Source organism: Virgisporangium ochraceum (assembly GCF_016863655.1).
Lineage (GTDB): Bacteria > Actinomycetota > Actinomycetes > Mycobacteriales > Micromonosporaceae > Virgisporangium > Virgisporangium ochraceum.
Genome location: NZ_BOPH01000126.1, coordinates 95,473 through 116,867 on the forward strand (window position 1 = coordinate 95,473; position 21,395 = coordinate 116,867).

Annotated in this window: 18 protein-coding genes and 1 pseudogene; 11 read left to right on the forward strand and 8 right to left on the reverse strand. The window is 74.7% G+C overall.

What is annotated here, in order from left to right; genetic code table 11:
- Window positions 1-771: an ABC-2 family transporter protein gene (locus Voc01_RS44130; RefSeq protein WP_203933731.1), complete on the reverse strand. Its 771-nt coding sequence runs from the start codon at window positions 769-771 to the stop codon at window positions 1-3.
- On the reverse strand, window positions 768-1,748 hold the full coding sequence (locus Voc01_RS44135; RefSeq protein WP_203933732.1) for an ABC transporter ATP-binding protein: 981 nt from the start codon (window positions 1,746-1,748) through the stop codon (window positions 768-770). The genes Voc01_RS44130 and Voc01_RS44135 overlap by 4 nt, the downstream gene beginning before the upstream one ends.
- 92 nt (window positions 1,749-1,840) lie before the next feature.
- Between Voc01_RS44135 and Voc01_RS44140 the strand changes: the two genes are divergently transcribed.
- From Voc01_RS44140 to Voc01_RS44150, 3 genes are all read left to right on the forward strand, one after another.
- A complete protein-coding gene (locus tag Voc01_RS44140) occupies window positions 1,841-2,572 on the forward strand; it encodes a MerR family transcriptional regulator (protein ID WP_203933733.1) in 732 nt (243 codons plus the stop codon).
- A gap of 12 nt (window positions 2,573-2,584) precedes the next feature.
- Complete coding sequence (locus Voc01_RS44145) at window positions 2,585-4,495, forward strand: armadillo/beta-catenin-like repeat-containing protein (RefSeq protein WP_203933734.1); 1,911 nt, start codon at window positions 2,585-2,587, stop codon at window positions 4,493-4,495.
- A 109-nt stretch (window positions 4,496-4,604) separates the two neighbouring features.
- On the forward strand, window positions 4,605-5,798 hold the full coding sequence (locus Voc01_RS44150; protein WP_203933751.1) for an FAD-binding oxidoreductase: 1,194 nt from the start codon (window positions 4,605-4,607) through the stop codon (window positions 5,796-5,798).
- Here Voc01_RS44150 and Voc01_RS44155 read toward each other — a convergent pair.
- From Voc01_RS44155 to Voc01_RS44165, 3 genes are read right to left on the reverse strand one after another with little or no spacing between them, the layout of a single operon-like run.
- The gene (locus Voc01_RS44155) at window positions 5,790-6,539 is read right to left on the reverse strand and encodes an arginase family protein (RefSeq protein ID WP_203933735.1); all 750 of its coding nucleotides are present in this window, start codon (window positions 6,537-6,539) and stop codon (window positions 5,790-5,792) included. The two genes, Voc01_RS44150 and Voc01_RS44155, sit on opposite strands and share 9 nt — an antisense overlap.
- Window positions 6,536-7,078, reverse strand: coding sequence for a P-loop nucleotide/nucleoside kinase family protein (locus Voc01_RS44160; protein ID WP_203933736.1), 543 nt, complete (start codon window positions 7,076-7,078; stop codon window positions 6,536-6,538). Before Voc01_RS44160 ends, Voc01_RS44155 begins: the two co-directional genes overlap by 4 nt.
- Window positions 7,079-7,118: 40 nt before the next feature.
- Window positions 7,119-8,231 (reverse strand): ROK family transcriptional regulator, encoded by a 1,113-nt coding sequence (locus Voc01_RS44165; protein WP_203933737.1) that lies wholly within the window; start codon window positions 8,229-8,231, stop codon window positions 7,119-7,121.
- 78 nt (window positions 8,232-8,309) lie between these two features.
- Between Voc01_RS44165 and Voc01_RS44170 the strand changes: the two genes are divergently transcribed.
- Window positions 8,310-9,602: a DUF1479 domain-containing protein gene (locus tag Voc01_RS44170; RefSeq protein ID WP_203933738.1), complete on the forward strand. Its 1,293-nt coding sequence runs from the start codon at window positions 8,310-8,312 to the stop codon at window positions 9,600-9,602.
- Here Voc01_RS44170 and Voc01_RS44175 read toward each other — a convergent pair.
- The 3 genes from Voc01_RS44175 to Voc01_RS44185 form a co-directional block, all read right to left on the reverse strand.
- Entirely contained in the window at window positions 9,569-10,417 is an 849-nt protein-coding gene (locus tag Voc01_RS44175; RefSeq protein WP_203933739.1) for a hypothetical protein, read from the reverse strand. The two genes, Voc01_RS44170 and Voc01_RS44175, sit on opposite strands and share 34 nt — an antisense overlap.
- 178 nt (window positions 10,418-10,595) lie before the next feature.
- Window positions 10,596-11,840, reverse strand: a complete 1,245-nt coding sequence (gene otnK / locus Voc01_RS44180; RefSeq protein ID WP_203933740.1) for a 3-oxo-tetronate kinase — start codon at window positions 11,838-11,840, stop codon at window positions 10,596-10,598.
- The gene (locus tag Voc01_RS44185; protein WP_203933741.1) at window positions 11,837-12,604 is read right to left on the reverse strand and encodes a DeoR/GlpR family DNA-binding transcription regulator; all 768 of its coding nucleotides are present in this window, start codon (window positions 12,602-12,604) and stop codon (window positions 11,837-11,839) included. Before Voc01_RS44185 ends, otnK begins: the two co-directional genes overlap by 4 nt.
- A 69-nt stretch (window positions 12,605-12,673) precedes the next feature.
- Here Voc01_RS44185 and Voc01_RS44190 point away from each other — a divergent pair, with 69 nt between their 5' ends.
- The 7 genes and pseudogenes from Voc01_RS44190 to Voc01_RS44220 all read left to right on the forward strand — a co-directional run bounded on the left by Voc01_RS44190 (window position 12,674) and on the right by Voc01_RS44220 (window position 21,040).
- On the forward strand, window positions 12,674-14,089 hold the full coding sequence (locus tag Voc01_RS44190) for an FGGY-family carbohydrate kinase (protein ID WP_203933742.1): 1,416 nt from the start codon (window positions 12,674-12,676) through the stop codon (window positions 14,087-14,089).
- Window positions 14,086-14,949, forward strand: a complete 864-nt coding sequence (locus tag Voc01_RS44195; protein ID WP_203933743.1) for a hypothetical protein — start codon at window positions 14,086-14,088, stop codon at window positions 14,947-14,949. Before Voc01_RS44190 ends, Voc01_RS44195 begins: the two co-directional genes overlap by 4 nt.
- Window positions 14,946-15,605: an aspartate/glutamate racemase family protein gene (locus Voc01_RS44200; RefSeq protein ID WP_203933744.1), complete on the forward strand. Its 660-nt coding sequence runs from the start codon at window positions 14,946-14,948 to the stop codon at window positions 15,603-15,605. The genes Voc01_RS44195 and Voc01_RS44200 overlap by 4 nt, the downstream gene beginning before the upstream one ends.
- Entirely contained in the window at window positions 15,602-17,428 is a 1,827-nt protein-coding gene (locus tag Voc01_RS44205; protein ID WP_203933745.1) for a hypothetical protein, read from the forward strand. Before Voc01_RS44200 ends, Voc01_RS44205 begins: the two co-directional genes overlap by 4 nt.
- A gap of 418 nt (window positions 17,429-17,846) precedes the next feature.
- Window positions 17,847-18,044: pseudogene (locus tag Voc01_RS44210) on the forward strand (FAD-dependent oxidoreductase); the annotation flags it as partial.
- Window positions 18,045-18,164: 120 nt separating this feature from the next.
- Complete coding sequence (locus tag Voc01_RS44215) at window positions 18,165-20,003, forward strand: MBL fold metallo-hydrolase (protein WP_203933747.1); 1,839 nt, start codon at window positions 18,165-18,167, stop codon at window positions 20,001-20,003.
- Entirely contained in the window at window positions 20,000-21,040 is a 1,041-nt protein-coding gene (locus tag Voc01_RS44220) for a LacI family DNA-binding transcriptional regulator (RefSeq protein ID WP_203933748.1), read from the forward strand. The genes Voc01_RS44215 and Voc01_RS44220 overlap by 4 nt, the downstream gene beginning before the upstream one ends.
- Window positions 21,041-21,395 lie beyond the last annotated feature (355 nt).

Genomic DNA, 21,395 nt, shown 5'->3' on the forward strand with positions numbered 1-21,395 from the left:
TCACGCACCGATCACGGTGTACCGGCGCACGCCCGCCCGCCAGACCGCGGCCGACAGCGCGCCGAACACGAGGATCCAGGCCGACGAACGGCCGAAGGCCACGAGAGCGTCGGCGCCGCCGATGGTTCCGGTCGCGACGTCGGCCGGCAGGCCGAGCATCGCGTGGAAGGGCAACGTGACCGCGACAGCGCGCCACGGGTCCGGCAGCAGCGACACGGGTGCCGCCGCACCGCCCAGCACGAACGTGACCAGCCAGCCGAACGTCACCACCGCGTGGACGCGCTCGGTCCAGAAGGCGGCGAGCGCGAGCGTCCACGTGAACAGGAACCGCAGGACGGCCGCGCCCAGCAACGCGGGCAGGGCGAGCAGGAGGTGCGACCACTCGTAGGACGCGCCCAGCGCGAACCCGGCGAGCGCCACCACGGGCAGGCCGATGAGCGTCATCCAGACGCGGATCGCGAGGTTCTCGCCGATCGGGCCGATGACCACCGGTTGCGGCTTCAGCAGTTCGTGGCTGACCGTGCCGTTGTACACGGTCTCGGAGAACGTGTGGTTCTCGTACGACGCGGTCGTCATCTGCACGGCCGTGAGCGCGATGAAGTACGCGACCACGCGCGGGTCGTCGGGGAACACCGTCGACCACACGAACAGCCCCACCAGCGGGCCGAGCGTCTCGTTGGCGACGAGCGTCAGCAGGAACCACCAGCCGCCCGACCAGTCGAGCACCTGGCGTCGCACGCGCAGCGCGGTGAGCCGCAGGATCCTCGTCATGCGAGGCCGTCGCGGTAGGCGCGGTCGATGACGTCCTCCAGTGCCGGCTCCTCCACCGCGAGGTCGGCGACGTCCACAGTGGACAGCAGGGCGGCGGTCGCCCGGGCGACGTCGGCCCGGGGGACGCGCAGTACCCAGGTCCCGTTGCCGGTCTGCACGATCTCGCCTGCCGGTTCGACGTCGTCGCGCCGCGCGGACGGCGCGCTGACCCGGATGAGCTTGAACGGCGACAGCCGCGCCGACAGCTCCGGCAGCGACCCGTCGTACTGCACCTCGCCGTGGTCGATCAGCAGCAGCCGCTCGCACAGCTGCTGCACGTCGGCCATGTAGTGGCTGGTGAGCAGGATCGTGGCGCCGGTCTGCTCGGCGTGGGTGGCGAGGAAGCGGCGGATCGTCGCGGTGGCCGAGACGTCGAGACCGAGCGTGGGCTCGTCGAGGAACAGCACCCGCGGCCGGTACAGCAGCGCGAGCGCCAGCCCGACGCGCATCTTCTCGCCGAGGCTGAGCGCCCGCAACTGCCGCTCCAGCAACGGTTCCAGCTCCAGCAGGTCGGTCAGCTCCGTGAGCGCCTGCTGGTAGTCGCCACGCGTGACGTCGTAGAGCAGCCGCTGGTAGTCCAGCGCGTCGAGCACCGTGAGCTCCTGCGAGCCGCCGACCGGTTGGCTGCCCCGGATCAGCGCGATCCCCTTGAGGAACGGCGCGCGGCGCTGCCACGGCGTGAACCCGAGGACGTCGATGCGGCCCGACGTCGGGTGCAGGAGACCCGAGAGCAGCTTCATCGTCGTCGTCTTGCCGGCCCCGTTCGGTCCGATGAAACCGACCACCTCACCCGGCGCGATCTCGAAGCTGACCCGCCGCACGGCGTGCACGTCGCGGTAGCGACGGCGCACCACCGACGCGAGCGCGGCCGCGAGCCCACCGGCCCGGACCGGCACGCGGTAGGTCATGGTGAGGTCCTGCGCGACGACCACCGACACGGGTGCCCCCTTTCGCCGACCATTGACGCTATCATTGAAGGATCAATTGACTGTTCTGCTCGCGATGCCGAGCGCTGGCACGGAGCGGATGCGTGAAACCCTCAACCGGCGGTACCAGGATCCGCATCACCGAGCTGGCGCGGTCGGCCGGCCTGTCGGTGCAGCAGATCCGCAACTACGTCACGCTCGGGATGCTGCCGCCGGCCGACCGCGCACCCAACGGGTACCGGGTGTTCACCACGCGCCACGGCGACGCTCTCGCCACCGCCCGCACGCTCATCGCCGGCCACGGCTGGCCCGCCGCCGTCGAGATGTTGAGCGCCGTGCACCGCGGCGACCCGGCGACCGCCCTGTCGCTGGTCGACCGCAGCCACGGCGAGCTCGACCGCGAACGGGTCCACGTGCGCTCGGTGCTCGACGCGCTCGACGGCGACCTGCCGGAGCGCTTCCGCATCCACCGCCCGCTGCGCATCGCCGACGCCGCGGCGGCGATCGGCGCGCGTGCGTCGGCGCTGCGGGTGTGGGAGCGGCGCGGGCTCCTCGCTCCGGGCCGGGAACGCGTGACCGGGTACCGCCTGTACGACCAGCGGCAGCTGACGATGGCCCGCGTCGTCGTGCTGCTCCGCCGCTCCGGCTACTCCCTCGACGCGGTGGGCGAGGTGATGGCCGCGATGGTCGCCGGCGACCCGGCCCGCACCCGCACCGCCCTGGCCTCCCGCCAACGCGACCTCGACCGGGCGAGCGTGGAACGCGCCCGCGGCACGGCGGCCCTCTACCGCTACCTCGAGACCAGTGGAGCGCTAGGATCGGAACCCATGTATTGAGACCTCGACGCGGTGCCCTGGGCCCGCCTGTGGCACCACTACGGCCGGGCGTCCGACGTTCCCGGACTGCTGCGCGGCTGCGCCGGTCCCGATGGCGAGCGCGCCCTCGACGACCTCGACAACGTTCTCTTCCATCAGGGTGGCTGGATCTGTCCGGCGGCGTCGGCCGCGCTGCCGTACCTGCTCGACCTCGCGCACGAGCCCGACATGCCCGTCCGGCTCGGGGTCGTGCGGCTGGTGGGGCGGCTGGTCCGGGAGGCGGCCCGGGTCGACCCGCGTTTTCTCGACCCCGACTGGCCCGACGCGCTGGCCGGTGCCGTGCCGCGGCTGCTCGCGCTCCTGCGCGACCCCGACCCGCGGATCCGGCGGGAGGCGACGTGGGTCGCCGGCAGCGGGTGCCTGCCGTTCTCCGACACGGTCGACGCGTTGTGGGAACGGTGGTCGGCCGAGCGCGACGGGGTCACCCGCTGGGATCTCGTGCTGGCGTTCGGTGGCGTCGCCGCGGCCCGTCCCGACGTGCCCGACGCGGCCGGGATCCGGGCCGAGCTGCGCCGCCTGCTCCACGACGACGACCTCCAGCTGCGGCTGGCCGCGGTGCACGCGCTCGCCGCGCACGAGCCCGACGTGGCCGTCGCCGAGGTGGCGACCGCGGTACGGGCCGTACGCCACACCGACTCGGCCGGCTGGGCGGACTCGGCCTGGCACGGCGACCACCCGCGGGCGATCGTCCACACCACGGCGGAGCTGTACCGGCACGACCCGACCGCGGCGGCCGCATTCACGGTCGGCGTCGGTGGCGGGCGGGGGGACGACCGGACGGCGGCGGCTCTCGACATCGCGGGCTCGCTGCTGGAGGAGTGGCGCACGGTCACCCCGGCCCTGCTGCCGTTGCTGGAGCAGGGCCTGGGCCACCGCGACGCCGGGATCCGCTTCCGGGCGGCGCACCTCGTCGGCTGCCTCGGCCAGGACGCGGCCGGGCTCCGCGAGAGCGTCGCGGCGCTCGTCACCGACGCGGCAGCGGGCGACGAGGCCGTGTGGGCGTTGGCGCGTCTCGGTGACCCGCGGTGCGTCCCCGGTCTGGTGGACAGGCTCACGGGACCGGTGCGGGGCTTCGCCGAGTCGGCCGCGTACTTCGGGCGGATGCCGGCGTTCGCGTTCCTGCCACCGGGTATCGAGGAGACCCTGGTGCCGTTGCGGCGGCACGCCGACGTCCTCGTGCCGCTGGTCGCCGCCCGGTTGGCGACGGTGGCCGACGATGCCGGTCCGGCGTCGTTCGCCTGGATGTTCCGCACGCTGCACGCCTGGGGAGCCGCGAGCGCACCGGCCGCGCCGGCGCTCGCCGCGTTGCTGCGCCACCCGACGGCGGCGCCGTTCGCGGCGCTCGCACTCGGCGGTATCGGACCGGTCGCCGCGACCGGTGCGGGCCCACTCCTCCACCTCGCCGACGACCACCCCGACGCGGCGTGGGCCTACCACCGGCTCGGCGGCGACCCGGCCCTCGCCGTGGCGAGGCTCGTCGCGCACACCACCGGCACGTGGTCGCTGCCCGCGCTGCGGCACCTCGCGGACCTCGGCCCCGTCGCGGTGACGGCCGTCGACCACCTGCGGGCGCTGACGTCGGCCGACGACTGGACCCGTGTGGAGGCCGCCCACGCGCTGTGGCGGGTCACCGGCGACGCCACGGCCGCCGTGCCGGTACTGATGGCGGTCGCCGCGCCGCTCGCCGACGGCGACCGCCTCCCGGTCCGCCGGGCCGCCCTGTGCCACCTGTCCGAGCACAGCGACGCGGCCGGGGCCGCCGGGACGATCGCCGCCGCCGTGCTCGCCGACCCGCGGCGGCTCGGGTGGTCCGGCGGTTGGCGGGCGTTCGTCGAGGACGAGGAGACCCGCGCCGCCGCGGCCCGGATCATCCGACCCCGCTGAGGAACTCCCGCAGCGCGGCGTCGGACACGCCGAAGTGCCGGGCGACCGCCGCGACGGTCAGCCGCGACAGTTCGACGGTGTCGGCGAGGTCGGCGCATAGGGTGGGCCGATGGTTCTCGCGCGTTTCGCCGGAGTCCGGGCCGCCGCCGTGCGGCCATGTGCCACGTTCGCCGACGTCGTCGCGGCGCTGGCCGAGGCGCGGGCGGCCGGCCTGCCGGTCGCCGTGCGCGGCGGCGGGCACTGCTTCGCCGGCCGGTCCAGCGGCACCGGTCTCGTCGTCGACATCAGCCCGATGAACGGCGTGAGCCTCGACGGCGACCGGGCCGTGATCCGCGCCGGCACCCGACTCGCCGAGGTCTACGACACCCTCGCCGCGCACGGCCGGACCATTCCGGCCGGATGCGGGCCGACCGTCGGCGTCGCCGGGCTGACCCTCGGCGGCGGGCTCGGCATCCTCGGCCGGCGGTACGGGCTCACGTGCGACAGCCTGCTGGCGGCCACGATGGTCACCGCCGACGGTCGCGAGGTCGAGGCCGACGACGACCTCCTGTGGGCGCTGCGCGGCGGCGGCGCGCCCGGCGTGGTCACCTCACTGACGTTCCGGACGGTGACCGCGCCCGACTCGACCGCGTTCCGGCTCACCTTTCCCGCGGCGGCCGCCGTCGACGTGCTCGACGCGTGGCAGCACGCCGTTGCGGACCTCGACGACGCGCTCGCGCCGAGCCTGGTCATCGTCGCGCCGGCGGATCCCGGGTCACCGCTGCGCGTCAGCGTGTTCGGCGCGGCACCGCGACCGGCGGCTGTCGACGGTCTCCTCGGGCTGACGCCGACCACCGACGACCGCAACCATGGCACGCACCGCGAGACCAAGCGCTGGCTCGCCGGCACCGACGAGCCCGACGACCGGTACGCCTACCTGCACTCGGAGTTCCACCGCGACACCGTGCCGGCCGCCGACCTCGTCGCCCGGCTGCTCGCCGACCGCCGGCCGGGCGAGGAGCGCGAACTCGACCTGTCGCCGTGGGGCGGCGCGTACACCCGCGTCGCCGCCGACGCGACCGCGTTCCCGCACCGCGACGCGCGGTTCCTGCTCAAGCAGACCGCGACCGTTGCACCCGACGACCGCCCCGGCGCGTGGCTCGACGACTCGTACGCGCTGACCCACCCGTACGGCACCGGCGGCGTCTACCCGAACTTCCCCGAGCCGGGACTGCCCGAGGAGGCCTACTTCCTCGGGAACACCGCGCGGCTGCGGCGCATCAGGTCCGACCACGACCCGGCGGCCGTGTTCACGTCACGATGAGAGCCGCGAGATCAGCCGCGCCCGGACGGCGCGCTCGTCGTCGTCGCGGGCCGGCCACCACGGGCACGCCACGCTGACCGCCACGACCCGGCCGGTCGCGAGCAGCCGCGCGCAGGCGGCCAGCACCGCGTCGGTGGTGGGGCCTTGGGACGCGGGGAAGCGCAGCCCCGGCACCTCGCGCGCGTCGATCACGTCGACGTCGAGGTGCAGGACCAGCGGCCCCGGCGGAACGGTCCCGGCCGACACGTCCGACACCGGGATCCGGCCGGTGCGGCCGGTTTCGAGGTACTCCGCCTCGGCCGGGTCGAGGTCGCGCGCGTCGACCAGCACCGCCCGTTCCGGTGCCAGCGGCCGCAGCCCGAACCCGTCGGCGTACCGGTCGGGGTGCGCGCCGGTGACCACCCGCAGCGCGAGCCCGCCCAGGTAACCGGAGGTGGTGGTCTCCAACGTGTGCACGTCGCCGTGCGCGTCGAACCACACGATCGCCGGATCGACACCGACGCGCTGCGCGCCCGCCACGACGCCGCCGGCCACCAGGCAGTCGCCGGAGAACACCGTCGGCACCCGGCCGGCCGCGACGACCGGTGCCACCGCGTCGGCGGTCGCCCCGCACACGGCGGCCACCTGCGACCACACGTCGCCGTCGGGAAGCTCGGGGCGCACGGTGGTGTCGGCGCGCACGGGAATGTCGTCGTCGGCCAGCCGCACGTCCTGGTGGTACGGCACGAGAATCGTGGTCACCCGGCAAGCGTAGGGCGCCGGCCCAGCTCGGCGACCAGCCGGACGGCCGTCTCCTCCGGGGTGAGCGCCGAGGTGTCGAACCACCAGCCGGGTCCGGCGAGGGCGGCGTGCATCGTCGCGTTCAGCCGTTCGTACCCGTCGAACTCGACGCGCTCGCTCGCCCGCCGGGTGGCGTTGCGGTGCCGGCAGACCTCGACGCCGGGTGCCAGGACCACGAGCCGGACCGGCCGGGGTGCCAGCAGCTCCCGCAGGAGGTCGAGCTTCGCCCGGCCGGAGACCAGCGTGTCCATGAACACCGTGAACCCGAAGTCGACGAAGTTGTTGGCCAGCGCGCACAGGTTCCGGGTGGTGAGCTCACCCTGCCGCGCGGCCTCGACCGGCTCGCCGTCGAACCGCACGCGGCCGCTGAGGATCATGTACCGGACGTCGTCGCCCTTGATCCGGGCCGCCCGCGGGAGGAGCTCCGCGGCGAGCGCGCTCACCGTCGACTTACCGGCGCCCGGCATGCCCGTGACGATGACGCACCCGTCGAGGTCCACGCGGAGATGGTGGCCAATGCCTCGGGGGAACGGCAAACGATTATGCGTCCGGCGCGGTCACCGCGGCGCGCAGGCCGTCCAGGGCCGCCGCCCGTACGCCGGTCAGCACCGGCGCCGTGGTCACCGTCGCGGCGTCGACGGCCACGGGACGCGGCGTGCGCGCGACCGCCGCCCGGACCCCGTCGAGCACCGCGGGGCCCCACGTGCCGCCGACCACGACCCGCTCCGGGTCGGCCAGCGCCACCACCGCGTCGATCACGCCGGCGATGGCGGTGCTCAGGGTCGCGCGCAACGCGGCGTCGGCGGCCCGGACGCGTTCGGTGTCGACGGCGGTGGAGCCGGCGCGGCGCAGGCCCAGCTCGCCGAACAGGTCGATGAAGCGGACCGCCCGGCCACCGGGTCCGACGGTGAGCACGTGGGCGATCTCGCCGGTCAGCCCGGCGTGGCCGCGCCGGACCTCGCCGTCGCTGACGACGGCGCAGCCCAGGCCGTCGCCGAGGAAGAGGTAGGCGAAGTCGCGCGGGTGGTCGGGTCCGCGGTGGTCACGCTCGGCGCGGGCGGCCCAGTTCACGTCGTTGTCGACGACCACGGGACCGCTGACGTGCGGCGACAGCACCGCCACCGGGTCGAGGTCGCCGACGAGGAACGGCGAGTCGGGTAGCTGGACCAGTCGGCCGCTCACGCGGTCCACCGGATCCGCCGCCGCGACGACCGCGAACCGCACCGGCTGCCCGCCCCCGGCGCAGACCGCCGATACCGCGGCACCGACCGCGGCGGACACCTGCGCCGGCCGCGCGGGACGGTCGAGGTGCCGCTCCGCACGCGTCACCGCGTCGCCGAAGACGTCGACGCGTTCGGCGACCACGCCCTCGGCCGCGATCGTGACCGCCACCGCCGTGCCCACCGACGGCGACAGCGAGTAGTACGTCCCGACCCTGCCCCGCCCCCGGCCACCGGGGGTGCGTTCACCCGTGTCGGCGACCAGGCCCCGCTCGGCCAGGCGCCGCACGCTCTCCCCCGCGGTCGGCTTCGAGATGCCGATCTCGGTGGCGAGCTCGGCCCGGGTGAGCCGGCGGTGCCGCATGAGCGCGCGCAGCACGTGGTCGTCGGTCGCCTCGCGCACGAGCGCCAGCGACGGCTTGGCGGGTTCCACCCGACGATTCTAGACAGGACTCTTTCCCAGGAGCTATGATGCCTCCAAGTAAGGCTTGCTTACTAGAAGGAGGCGACGATGACCCTGCCGCACTGGGAGACCACCCCCGCCGACCTGCCCGCCGCGATCCGCGAGGTCAAGGCCGCCCTGCGCGCGCGGATCGCCGCCTCGGGCCGCACGGTCGAGGAGGTGTTCGGGGTCGTCGAGCGCCGCATGGAGGCCGCGGTCGGTGAGATCGAGGCCGCGCGGCGGCGGGGCGAGCAGGTCTGGCCGGTGATCGACTACGCCGACATCCAGGCGGGCACCGTCACCGCCGCCGACCTGGAGTACCTGCGCCGCCGCGGCTGCCTCGTGGTCCGCGGCCACTTCGAGCGCGAGCAGGCCCTCGGCTGGGACCGCGACATCGTCGACTACGTGGAGAACAACCGGTTCTTCGAGACCTACCGCGGCCCCGGCGACGACTTCTTCGGCAGCGTCGGTTCCCGGCCCGAGATCTACCCGATCTACTGGTCGCGGGCGCAGATGCAGGCCCGGCAGAGCGACCGCATGGCCCGCGTGCAGGCGTTCCTCAACAGCCAGTGGAAGTCGTCGTCCGAGGGCGTCCGGTGGTTCGACCCGAACCGCGACTCGCTGTACCCCGACCGCATCCGCCGCCGCCCCGAGGGCGCCGACTCCAACGGCCTCGGCACCCACCTCGACCCCGGCACACTCGACCTCTGGATGACCGAGGCGTACCAGAAGGCGTTCCGGCACCTGTTCGACGGGACCGTCGAGGAGTACGACCCCTGGGACGCCGCCTACCGCACCGCCGGCCCGCAGTACCCCGGCTCCACGATGTGCTCGGCGTTCCGCACCTTCCAGGGCTGGACCGCACTGTCCGACATGGACAGTGACCAGGGCGTCCTGCACACCGTGCCGATCCCTTCCGCGATGGCGTACCTGATGCTGCGCCCGCTGATGCCCGACGTTCCCGACGACGACATGTGCGGCGTCACCGTCAACCAGGTGTTCCCGGCGAACGAGAGGTGGCACCCGCTGCTCATGCGGGCGCTGTCGGGCATCCCGTCGGTGCGCGCGGGCGACTCGGTCTGGTGGCACTGCGACATGATCCACAGCGTGGCGCCGGTGCGGAACCAGCGCGGCTGGGGCAACGTCATGTACATCCCGGCGGCGCCGTGGTGCCCGCGCAACGAGGCGTACGCGGCATCGGTGCGCGACGCGTTCCGCAGCGGTTCCAGCCCCGGCGACTTCCCCGCCGAACACTACGAGCGCACCTGGCCCGACCGCTTCCGCGAGGACGACCTCAACGAGGTCGGCCGCCGCGGCCTCGGCCTCGATCAGCGGGCGAACCAGCCGGACTTCGCGCGGTAGCCGTCGAGGAGGTCACGGGCGTGGGCGCGCGACTGCGCGTCCGGGTCGACGCTGTCGTCGGTCGAGCTGATCGACGCGTACGTCTCGCGGATCGCCGCGTGGGCGACGTCGTCGTCGGTGTCGCGGTAGCCGGCGACCGCCTCGGTCACCGGCTTGCCGGCGGCGATCTGCGTGAGCGCCCACACCGTGCCGACGGCGTGGGTGAGCCGGTCGTCGACCGCCGGCGTGCTGTCGGCCGACTCGGCCCACGTCCACAGCCGCACCGGGCGGATGTTGCCGACGTCGGACCCGATCGAGTCCTTCAGCGAGCTGAGCGCGTCCATCAGCTTCACGTACGTCTCGACGTCGAACGCGCCGAAGTTCGGGAACTGCTTCGCCGCGTCGGCGCCCACGTACCCCTCGACCCGCAGCGCCGCCGACGCCTCCAGGCGGTTGAACTGCGCCTCGGCGGCCACGAACGGCAGCGTCATGTTGGCGCCGGAGTTGAAGTTGCTGACGTTCACCACCAGCCGGGCCGCGACCCCGTACCGCCACTGGCCCTCCGGCCGCGCGACGCTCTTCGACCGGGAGAACTCCGCCACCAGTACCCGGGACTTGCGCGCGAGGCTCCCGCCACCGCCGACCGTGAGCCCGAGCTTCGCGGCCACGTCGGTCTCCAGCTGGTACTGGTCCCACTGCCAGGTGTCGAGGTCGTCGGGTGCGGGAACGTCGGAGTCGACGAGGTCGGGCGGCGGGTCGACCTTCAGCCCGGCCCCGAGGGACGAGGCGCCACCTTCGGCCAACGGCGCGGCGGCCGCCATCGGATACCAGCCCATGGCGAGACGCTACAGGCCCGCCGGCGCGGACGGCTGTCACCTTCCGGATTACAGTTCCCGTCGTCAGCTTCCGGATCGGCGCGAGCCTGCTGACCCTGCGCCCGCGTGGCACCGACCCGACCGGCGCCCGGCACCGCACCCTGTTCTTCCGCGATCCGGAGGGCAACCTGCTGGAGATCTACGCGGAGATGTGAGCCCAGGCCGTGCCGAACAGGTCGGGCTCCCCGAAGTTGCCCGACTTCAGCAGCAGCGCCAGGCGCGGCCCGGAGTCCGGGACCATCCACGGCAACCCCGGCCCGGCCGCCGGTCCGACCCGCAGGGCGTCGACACCGAGCGCGCCGACCACCGCACCGGACGTCTCGCCACCGGCGACCAGCAGCCGCCGCACCCCGAGCGTGCCGACCGCCCCGACGGCGATCCCGGCGGTGGCCCGCTCCAGCAGGCCGGCCGCGCGCCCGGGCCCGAGGCGCGCCTCGGCGTCCCGCACCCGATCGGGATCGGCCGACGACGTCACGAGCACGGGACCGTCGCCGGCGCGGCCGATCGCGGCGAGCACCCGCTCGACGGTCCCGTCGAAGTCGGCGGCGAGATCGAGGGGCGACAACGGCACGAGGGGACCGTCGAACGCCGCCACCTGTTCCCGCGTGCGCGCCGAGCAGCTTCCGGAGAGGATCAGCCGGCGCCCGTCGGGCACGGACGGCACCGCCCGGGCGGCGCCCGTACCGCCGGTCCGGACCCGGGCGAGCGCCGCCGCCAGACCCGCCGCTCCGCCCACCATCCGGCGGTCGGCGCGCAGCAGCGCGGCCGCCAGCGTGTCGAGGTCGCCCTCCGTCAGCGCGTCGACGATGACGTGTCCCCGGCCGACCGCCTCCAGCGCGCCGGCGACGGCCGCCGGCCCCGCGGCGACCGTCGGCCAGCCGATCGACGCCACCGCGCCGGCCGCCTGCCGTCCCAGCACGCGCACGAGGTCCGGGTCGCGCATCGGTGTCAGGGGGTGGTCGCGCAGCGGCGAGTCCGACAGCAGCCGCCGCCCCACGAACAGGTGTCCATTGTAGACAGTGCGGCCGACCCGGGGCGTGGCCGGCGTTCCCACGGTGACGCCGCCGAGGAGCCCGGCTAACGCGTCGGCGACCGGGCCGATGTTGCCCTCGTCGGTGGAGTCGAACGTCGAGCAGTACTTCTGGTACAGCGTGTCGCATCCCGCGTCGAGCAGCCAGCGGGCCGCCGCCACCGACGCGGCGACCGCCTCGGCCACCGGCGCCGTGCGCGACTTCAACGCGACGACGGCGCAGTCGCACCCAGGCGCGGAAAGAGCCGGCGTTCCCAGGAACACGATCGCCGACGAGCCGGCGTCGCTGACCGCGTCGGCCAGGTCGCACGCACCGGTGAGGTCGTCGGCGACGACCCCGAGCCACGGCGTCACGCCACCACCACCTCGCGGCACCGCGAGCGCAGCAGCGCCACCTGCTCCTCGCCGGCGCCCGCGTCCGTCACCACGACGTCGACCGCGCCGAGGTCGAGGAAGCGCATCGGCGCCCGCGCGCCGATCTTCCCGTGGTCGAGGAGCAGGACGACGCGTCCCGCGATGCGGGCCATCGCCCGCTTGGTCTCGGCGTCGGAGGCGTTCGCGGAGTAGACGCCGTCGGGACCGGCCGCCGTCGCCGACAGCACGGCCACGTCGACGGCCAGGTCGTCGAGGCCGGCGCGGGTGATCGGCCCGGTGAAGGACCGGGTGGACGCGTGGTAGGCGCCGCCGAGCGCGATGAGCTCCACGTCGTCGCGGCCCACGCAGGTGGTGATCACGGGCACCGAGTGCGTGACCACGGTGAGCCCGCCGGGCAGCAGGCCGGCCAGCGCCGCGACCGTGGTCCCGGCGTCGAGAGCCACCACCGACCCGGGCGGCACCAGCGCGACGGCCGCCCGGGCGACCGCGGCCTTCTCCCCCGCCGCCGCGTCGCTGCGCTGCTCGAACGGCGCACCGGTCGCCGGCGGCGCGCCGCTCGCCCCGCCGGCGACGCGGTTCACCAGGCCCTGCGCGGCGAGCTGCCGCAGGTCGCGCCGGATGGTCATCTCCGAGACGCCGAGCGCCGCCGCCGCCTCGGTGGACGACACGTACCCGGACTCGCCGATGCGGCGCAGCAGCTCTCCCCGCCGCTCGGGCGCCTGCGTGTAGCGCACGACAGCCATCCAAGCAGGTGTGTCAGGAAACGCACAACTGACCTTGACCGAATGTTCGACAACGAACAAACTTGGACCATGCCGGTCGCCAGCCTGGGCATCGACCTGGGGACCACCAACACGAAGGTCGCGCTCGTCTCCCTCGACGCGTCCGCGGTGCGGGTCCACGCCGTGGCCACGGCGCCGACCCCCGAGCCGCGCGACCTCGGCGCGGTGCTGGCCACGCTGGTCCGCGAGGTGCTCGCCGGCGCGGCACCGCCCGACGCGGTCGGCATCGCCTCGATGGCCGAGACCGGCGTTCCGCTCGCCGCCGACGGCACGCCCATCGGCGGGTGGCTGCGCTGGACCGGTCACCGCGCCGGCGCCGAGGCCGACGCCCTCGCGGACCGGCTCGGGTGGGCCCACCTCGTCGCCGCGACCGGGGTGCGGCCGAGCGCGAAGGTGCCGCTCGCCACCTGGGCCTGGCTGCAGACCCATCGTCCCGAGGTCTGGGACGCCATGTCCCGCTGGGCAGGCGTCGCCGACCTCGCCGCGTTCGTACTCACCGGACGGCTGATCACCGACCACACGCTGGCCGGGCGCACGATGGCCTACCGCCTCCCCGCGACGGCGGAGGCACCGCCCACCGCGTTCGACGACGACCTGCTCGCCGAGGTCGGGCTGCGTCCGTACCACCTGCCGGCCGTCACGTCGGAACCCGTTGCGGTGACCGGGTTCGCGGGCCTCCGCGACGGGACGCCCGTCGTCGTCGCCGGGCACGACCACGCGGTCGGCGCCTACGCCTGCGGCGTCCGCGAACCCGGCGACGTGGCCGACTCGCTCGGCACCGCCGAGGCGGTGCTCACTGTCGTCGCCGGTGAGCCGGACCCGGTCGCTGCGGGGCGGGCCGGCATGAGCGTGGTCCTCACCGTCGGCGGCCGGTACCGGGCGGTCCTGGCGGGGCAGTCCAGCGCGGGGGCGGCCGTCGAGTGGTGGCTCGCCAACGAGGCCGCCGGCGTGACCCGCGAGGAGCTGTTCGCCGACCTGCCCGACGGCCCCACCGGCGTCCTCGTGCTGCCCTACGTGCGGGGCCGCCAGACGCCGGCGCCCGACCCCGCGGCCCGCCCGCGGGTGGTCGGCCGCGAGCCGGCGCACGGCCGGGCCGTACTGGCGAAGGCGTTGCTGGAGGGCCTGAGCCTGCACACCCGCTGGATGCTCGACGAGCAGGCCCGTATCGCCGGCGGCACCGGCGCACCGGCGGTGTTCCTCTTCGGCGGCGCCGTCGCGGGCAACCCCGACTGGACGCGCATCAAGGCGCAGGTGCTCCCCGGCACGCTGCGCGTGGTGCCGGCCGCCGAGCCCGTGGCCGTAGGTGCCGCGCTGCTCGCCGCCGTACGGGCCGGGCTCGTCGGCCCGCCCGGTCCCGCGCTCACCACGGAGCCGGCGCCGGCCGGCGCGAAGCCCTACGACGACATGTACGACCGGTTCGTGCGAGCGGCACAGGAGAACGGATGACCACACTGGACACGATCGCCCGCCCGTCCGGCGGGTTCGCGATGGTCGCGATGGACCAGCGCGAGAGCCTGCGCACGATGTTCGCCGAGGCGGGTGCGGGCCGCGTCGGCGACGACACGCTCGTCGGGTTCAAGACCGCTGTCGCGCACGCGCTCGGTCCGCACGCGTCGGGGTTCCTCATCGACCGGCACTTCGGCTTCGACCGCGTGCGCGCCGGGGTGCTGCCGGCCGGCTGCGGCCTGATCCTCGCCGCCGACGCGCTCACGCAGGACCCCGGCGGACCGGTCGAGGACACCGCGGTCGACGGCGTGGTGGCGGCACCGGAGTTCGACCTGACCGGCGTCGACGCCCTGAAGCTGCTGCTGATCTGGCGCCGCGACGCCCACCGCGAGCGGCGCGTCCGGCTGGCCGAGCGGTTCGTCGCGCTCGCCGCCGAACGCGGCGTGCTGTCGGTGCTCGAACCGGTCGTGCGGGTCGCGCCCGGCGAGAGCGAGGACGACGCGATCCTCGACGCCGCGCGCGACCTCGCCCCGGTGGGCCCGAGCCTCTACAAGGCCCAGGTTCCGCGGCGGGGCAGGGGAACCCCGGACGAGCTGCGCAAGGCGTGCGAGGCGCTGGGCTCGGCGATCGCGCGGCCGTGGGTGGTGCTGTCGCAGGGCGTGGACCGCGACGACTTCCTCGGCGCGGTCACCGCGGCCTGCCAGGGCGGCGCGAGCGGGTTCCTCGCCGGACGCGCGCTGTGGAGCGACGTCGTCGGCCGGCCCGACCTCGACGGCGCGCTCGCCGAGGTGAGCGTGCCGCGGCTGCGACGGCTCGTGGAGGTCGTCGACGCCCACGCGACCCCGTGGCGGCGGGCATGACCACCGTCGGCCTGCTGCACACGGTGCCCGCGCTGGCCGCGACGTTCGACGACCTGGTCGGCGCGCGGGCGCCGGAGCTGCGCCGGATCCACGTCGCCGACGCGTGGCTGCTCGACACCGCCCGCCGCGAGGGCGTGACGTCCGCCGTGGAGCGGACGGTCGGCGACCACCTACGGCATCTCACCGCCCGGGGTGCCGCCGCCGTGCTGGTGACCTGCTCCTCGATCGGCGAGGCGGCGGAGCTGGCGGCGTCCACAGTGGACGCTCCGGTGCTGCGGGTCGACGCGGCGATGGCAACGGAGGCCGTCGTCACCGCCGCCGCGGCGCGGGGACGGATCGCCGTGCTGGCCACGCTCGCCTCCACGCTCGGACCGACCGGACGGCTGGTCGAACGCGCCGGGCGGCTGGCCGCCGGTCCCCTCGCGGTGACCGCCACCGTGGTCGACGGCGCGGCCGGAGCCAACGACCGCGGCGACCGCGAGCGCGGCGACGACCTGGTGGCCGACGCGGTGCGCGCCGCCGCGGCCGACGCCGACGTCGTCGTGCTCGCCCAGGCGTCGATGGCCCGCGCGGCGGCGCGCGTCGACGTGGCGGTGCCGGTGCTCAGCTCGCCGGCCGGTGGGGTGGCGGCGCTGCTGCGGGCCGTCGGGCGGTGAGGGTCACCTCCGGCGACGGCACGTGGACCGTCACGGCCGCCGGCTACGTCCTGGAGCTGCGCCTGCCGCAGCACACCGCGATCCTCGCCGACCCCGACGGGCGCATCTGGTCGCGGCTGAGCCTGTTCGCCTCCGTCGACCGGGCCGACCTGCCCGACGAGTCGTACGCGCTGTCCGGACCGACGGTGTCCACAGTGGACGACCACGTCGTGGTCGAGGCGGCCTCCGCCAGCACCGCCTGGGACGCGAAGACCGTGGTGCTGCGCTGCTTCGAGGACCGCGTCGAGGTGACCGCGCGGGTCACCGGCACCGGCACGCTCGGCACCGTCCAGCTCCTGGGCGGGCGGGCGACGCTGCCCAGCGGGGCGTGCGGCACGTTCCGGTCCTCGTACGACTTCGCCTCGGTGTTCAACCCGACGCCCACCGAGCCGGTGCGGGTCGTGCGGCCGGCGCACGCCGGCGTCGCCCTCGGCATCGTCGGCGACGCGTCCCCCGGCCGGCTGCACGCGGTCTTCTCCCCGCCCCCGCTGTGCCTGGCGTTCGGGCGCGAGCCCGTCGCCGACGCGACCGGGGTCCCCGCCGGCGGGTGGCTGAGCCTCGGTGTCGTCGCGCCCGTCGAGGACCTCACGGTCACGCAGGTGCGCTACGCCCCGCTCGACGGCGGCTTCCTCGTCGAGCTGGACTACGACGGCCGCACGTCCGTCGCCGGGTCGTTCGAGACCCCCGCGCTCGTGCTGCGTCGGGTGTCCGACCCGTGGGACGCGCTGGCCGTCCACCGCGACGACCTCGTCAGCCGGGGATTCGCACCGGACCGGCCGGCCACCACCGCGCCCGGCTGGTGGACCGAGCCCATCTTCTGCGGCTGGGGAGCGCAGTGCGCCGCCGCTCCCCTGCCCGGCCAGCCGTCGTCGCACCCGTACCTCCTCCGCGACCTCGGACCCGCGACCCCGCCGCCCGGCCTGCCGACCGCCCCCGACCTCGCCCGCCAGGACCGCTACGACGGCTGGCTGGCCGGCCTCGCGGAGCACGGCGTCGTGCCGGGCACCGTCGTCGTCGACGACCGCTGGCAACTGCAGTACGGGACCGCCGAACCCGACCCCGACCGCTGGCCCGACCTGCGCGCCTGGATCGCCGGCAGGCACGCGGCCGGCCAGCGCGTCCTGCTGTGGTGGAAGGCGTGGGACCCGGGCGGCCTGCCGGCCGCGGAGTGCGTCACCGACCCGGCCGGCACCCCGGTCGCCGCCGACCCGGGCAGCGCCGCCTACCGGAAACGCCTGGCTTCCATCGTCACCGCGCTGTTGAGCCCCGACGGCCTGGACGCCGACGGCTTCAAGGTGGACTTCACCCAGCGCGCCCCGGTCGGGCGCGGGCTGCGGCGACCCGGCGCGCCCGCCGGCGCGCCGTGGGGCATCGCCGCGCTGCACCAGCTCCTCGCGACGCTCTACGGCGCGGCCAAGGCGGCCAAGGCCGACGCGCTCGTCATCACCCACACCCCGCACCCCGCGTTCGCCGACGTGTGCGACATGGTCCGGCTCAACGACGTCCTGGAGCTCGACCCCGACGGGCGGGTCGTACCGGCCGCCGACCAGCTGGCGTTCCGGGCCCGGGTCGCCGCCGCGGCCCTGCCCCACCACCCGGTCGACACCGACCAGTGGCCGATCGGCGACCGTGCCCAGTGGCGCGCCTACGTGGAGGAACAGGCGCGCATCGGGGTCCCGGCGCTCTACTACGCCGACCGCGTCGACCGGTCCGGTGAGACCCTGACCACCGACGACCTCGCCCTGGTCGCGAAGACCTGGCGTGAGTACCGGGCGGCCCGGTGACCGAGGTCGTGGCCGGCACTCCTTCCCGCCGTGGGTGTCGCCGTCTCCGACGGTGACACCGTCCTTCCCGGCATCCGCGACGTGCCGCTCGCCCCGGTCGGCGCCGGCGACGGCGGGGTGATGACCTACGGCTACCGCGCCTGCCTGACCACCGCCGACGACCGCATCCCGTTCCCCCGGCGGGGTACGACGGGGCGGCGTTCGAGCTCGGCCGGCGCCTGTTCCACCGGTGGCGCGACGTCGTCGCCGGCGACCTCGTCGGCTGGAGCCGAACCTGCCCGGCGGCAAGTGCGACTCCGCACGACATCGTCGCGATGGGGTCCTACCATCTGGACGTCCGCGAGGTGCAGCGGACGTGGCGGTGGGTCCCTGAGCACCCGTACCGGTCGCTGGTCCCCGGTTCGCCGACTGCGCCAACCTCCTTGTGCCGGTGTGCGTGTCGGCGTCCCACATCGCGTTCTCGTCGGTCCGCACGGAGGTCCAGTACCAAATGTTGGGACACGCGGCGGGGCTCGCCGCGGTGCTGGCCCTCCGTGACGGGCGGCCGGTGCGGTCCGTGGACGTCGCGCACCTCCAGCGGCTCCTCCGCGACGCGGGTCAGATCCTGTCCGTGTGACCCCGGCCGGCGCGATGGGCGGCCGGGGCGGCCCCTGGGGTCGCTTCCGGGTCAGCGCCACGGGTGACGGCGGGTGCGGAGATCTTCTCATCCGATTCTGGAATCGTTACCATGTGGATCATGAGCGGCTCTCCCGTCTCCGAGATCCTGCCGGGGATCTTCCGGATCGCCGACACCTGCAACGTCTACGTCATCCGGGAGGCCGGTGGCACCGACGCGTTCGCCGTCGACTTCGGCTCCGGGATCGCCCTCGACCACCTCGCCGAGATGGGCGTCGAGCGCATCACCGACGTGCTCATGACGCACCACCACCGCGACCAGGGCCAGGGCCTGCCCCGCGCGGTGGCCGAAGGCATCCGGATCCACGTGCCGGCCGCCGAGCGCGACCTGTTCGACGACGTCGAGTCGATGTGGCAGAGCCGGCCCGTCTGGAACGACTACAACCTGCGCCAGGACAGGTTCTCGCTGCTGGCGTCGGTGCCGGTGCACGACGTCGTGCCGGAGTACCGCGGTCGCGAGTACGCCGGCACGACCGTGGAGGTCGTGCCCACGCCGGGGCACACCACCGGGTCGACCACGTACGTGGTCAAGCGGGCCGGGCAGCGGGTCGCCTTCACCGGCGACCTCATCTACGCGCCGGGGAAGGTCTGGTCGATCGCCGCCACGCAGTGGTCGTTCGTCGACAACGAGGGGCCGGCGATGACCGTCCTCAGCTGCCACCAGCTGCTGGACCTCGCCCCGAGTCTGCTGCTGCCGAGCCACGGCGAGCCGATGGACGACCCCGCCCACGCCCTCGGGACGCTCGCCGAGCGGATGACCGAGTACGTCAACTCCCGCCGCCCGTTCCCGTGGGACCTCAAGGGCCTGCTCGACAACCCCTACACGGCCCTGACCGACCACCTGCTGATGAACCGCACGAGCAACTCCTACAGCTACGTGCTGCTGTCGGCGACGGGCGCCGCGTTGATCTTCGACTACGGGTACGACACCTACACCGGTCTCCCCCCGGGCAGCGACCGCGCGTCGCGCCGGCCCTGGCTGGCGTCGATCCCGGCGCTGCGGCGCAACCACGGGGTGACCGACGTCGAGGTCGCGATACCGACCCACTACCACGACGACCACGTCGCCGGCATGAACCTGCTCCGCGCCGTCGAGGGCACCGAGATCTGGGTGCCCGAGCACGTCGCCGCCGTGCTGGAGAACCCGCTCGACCAGGACCTCCCGTGCACCTGGTACGACCCGGTGCCGGCCGACCGGAAGCTCCGGCTGGGCGAGAGCTTCACCTGGCACGAGTACGAGATCACGGTCCACGACCTGCCGGGCCACACCGTCTACGCGGCGGCCTACGAGTTCATGGTCGACGGGAAGAGAGTCCTGGTGACCGGCGACCAGCAGGTGTCCCAGGGCGGCATCGACGGCGCCCGGGAGGTGCTGAACTACCAGTACCGCAACCGCCAGCGCCTCGGCGACTACCAGGCCAGCGCCGAGCTGTACCGCCGCGTCCGGCCCGACCTGATGATCACCGGCCACTGGATGCCGCGCTGGATCACCGACGGGTACCTCGACCAGGTCACCGCCGTCGGCGACGACCAGGTCCGCATCCACCGCGACCTGCTGCCCCTCGACGACCTCGACATCGCCCTCGACGGCGGCGCCGCCCGCATCGCGCCCTACTACTCGCGCGTGGAAGCCGGGTCGACCACCCGGTACCGGATCACCGTGAGCAATCCGCGACGGACGGTGCAGAAGGCCGTGTTACGCCTGGTGCTACCGGTAGGCTGGGTCGCCGTGCCCGACGTCGTACCCCTCTCCCTGCCCCCGCTGGGCCGGGAGCGGGTCGAGGTCGAGGTCACGGTCGGGCAGCCGTGCCGCCGGGCCAGGATCGCCGTCGACGTCTCGATCGGGACGCTTCACCTGGGCCAGCACGCGGAAGCGGTGGTGGACGTAACGGAGGCATGAGGGTGAAGAGCGGCGACCGACCGGCCCGGCGGGCCACCATCAAGGAGGTCGCCGAAACGGCCGGGGTGTCCCGGTCCACCGCCTCCCGCGCCCTGACCGGGCACGGCTACGTCGCGCCGCAGGTCCGCGACCGGGTGCGCGACGTCGCCCGCTCCCTCGGCTACGTGCCCGACGCCACCGCCCGCCACCTGCGCCAGCAGGCCAGCCGGTCGATCGGCGTGCTGGTCTCCGATCTGAGCAACCCGTTCTACGCCGGGCTCGCCGCCGGCATCAGCGCGCAGGCCCGCAAGCGCCAGTACACGATGATGCTCGCCGACGACGGCGGGTCGCCGGAGGTCGAGGTCGAGGCCGCCGAACAGTTCGTCGCGCTCCGCGTGGCGGGGGTCTTGGTGACGCCCGTGAGCGCGGAGATCAGCACCTACCTCGCCCGGCAGCACATCCCCGTGGTGGAGGTCGACCGCCGGTTCTCGGCCGGCGCCTGCGACGCGGTGCTGGTCGACAACCAGACCGCGGCCCAGTCGGCCACCCGCGAACTGCTCGACCTGGGTCACCGCCGCATCGCGCTGGTCATCGACGAGATGCACTGGACCACCGGCCGCGACCGGCTGGCCGGCTACCAGGCGGCGTTCGCGGCGGCCGGGGTCCCGTTCGACGACTCGATGGTGGTCTCGGCGGGCTGGGACGTCGACGCGGCGCGCATCGCGGTGCACAAGCTGCTCGGCCAGCCCCGCCCGCCGACGGCCGTGTTCGCCGCGAACAACGTGCTCGCCGAGGCGGTCTGGCGGGCCGCGGCCGAGCTGAACTTCGCCATCCCCCAGCGGCTGAGCCTCGTCGCGTTCGACGACGTGGCGTGGATGAGCCTGGTCACGCCCGGCGTCACGGCGATCGCGCAGGACCCGGTGGCGCTCGGTGAGGCGGCGATCTCGCAGCTCGTGGAGCGGATCCAGGCGCCCCTGTCGCCGGTGCGCACGGTGCTGCTGTCGGCGTCGCTGGTCTCGCGCGGCTCGACCGCACCCCCACCCCGCGGCCGCCGCTAGCGGCGCCGTCGTCGTGCCCCGGCGCATCGTGGGAGAGTAATGCCGGTCCAGGCCCGCGTTAGTCTCCCGGAACCGCGACCGCAGCAGACCCGGCGGTGATCGAGGAAGATCTGGCCGGCCATAGGCACCCCTTTCTTCCTCGATCGACTCCGCGCAGCCGCACCCCACGCAGCCGCGCCCCCACGCAGCCGCGCCCCCACGCAGCCGCGCCCCCACGCAGCCGCGCCCCCACGCAGCCGCATCCCCACGCAGCCGCACCCCACGCAGCCGCCCCACCCACGCCCTGCCCACCCACGCCCTGCCCACCCACGCCCTGCCCACCCACGCCCTGCCCACCCACGCCCTGCCCACCCAC

Bases quoted from the DNA above. Each gene is read 5' to 3' on its own strand.
- Voc01_RS44190 (WP_203933742.1), top strand. From the start codon at position 12,674: ATGCCGGTCGCCAGCCTGGGCATCGACCTGGGGACCACCAACACGAAG.
- Voc01_RS44130 (WP_203933731.1), bottom strand. From the start codon at position 771: ATGACGAGGATCCTGCGGCTCACCGCGCTGCGCGTGCGACGCCAGGTG.
- Voc01_RS44215 (WP_203933747.1), top strand. From the start codon at position 18,165: ATGAGCGGCTCTCCCGTCTCCGAGATCCTGCCGGGGATCTTCCGGATC.
- Voc01_RS44175 (WP_203933739.1), bottom strand. From the start codon at position 10,417: ATGGGCTGGTATCCGATGGCGGCCGCCGCGCCGTTGGCCGAAGGTGGC.
- Voc01_RS44170 (WP_203933738.1), top strand. From the start codon at position 8,310: ATGACCCTGCCGCACTGGGAGACCACCCCCGCCGACCTGCCCGCCGCG.
- Voc01_RS44195 (WP_203933743.1), top strand. From the start codon at position 14,086: ATGACCACACTGGACACGATCGCCCGCCCGTCCGGCGGGTTCGCGATG.
- Voc01_RS44185 (WP_203933741.1), bottom strand. From the start codon at position 12,604: ATGGCTGTCGTGCGCTACACGCAGGCGCCCGAGCGGCGGGGAGAGCTG.
- Voc01_RS44150 (WP_203933751.1), top strand. From the start codon at position 4,605: ATGGTTCTCGCGCGTTTCGCCGGAGTCCGGGCCGCCGCCGTGCGGCCA.
- Voc01_RS44200 (WP_203933744.1), top strand. From the start codon at position 14,946: ATGACCACCGTCGGCCTGCTGCACACGGTGCCCGCGCTGGCCGCGACG.
- Voc01_RS44220 (WP_203933748.1), top strand. From the start codon at position 20,000: ATGAGGGTGAAGAGCGGCGACCGACCGGCCCGGCGGGCCACCATCAAG.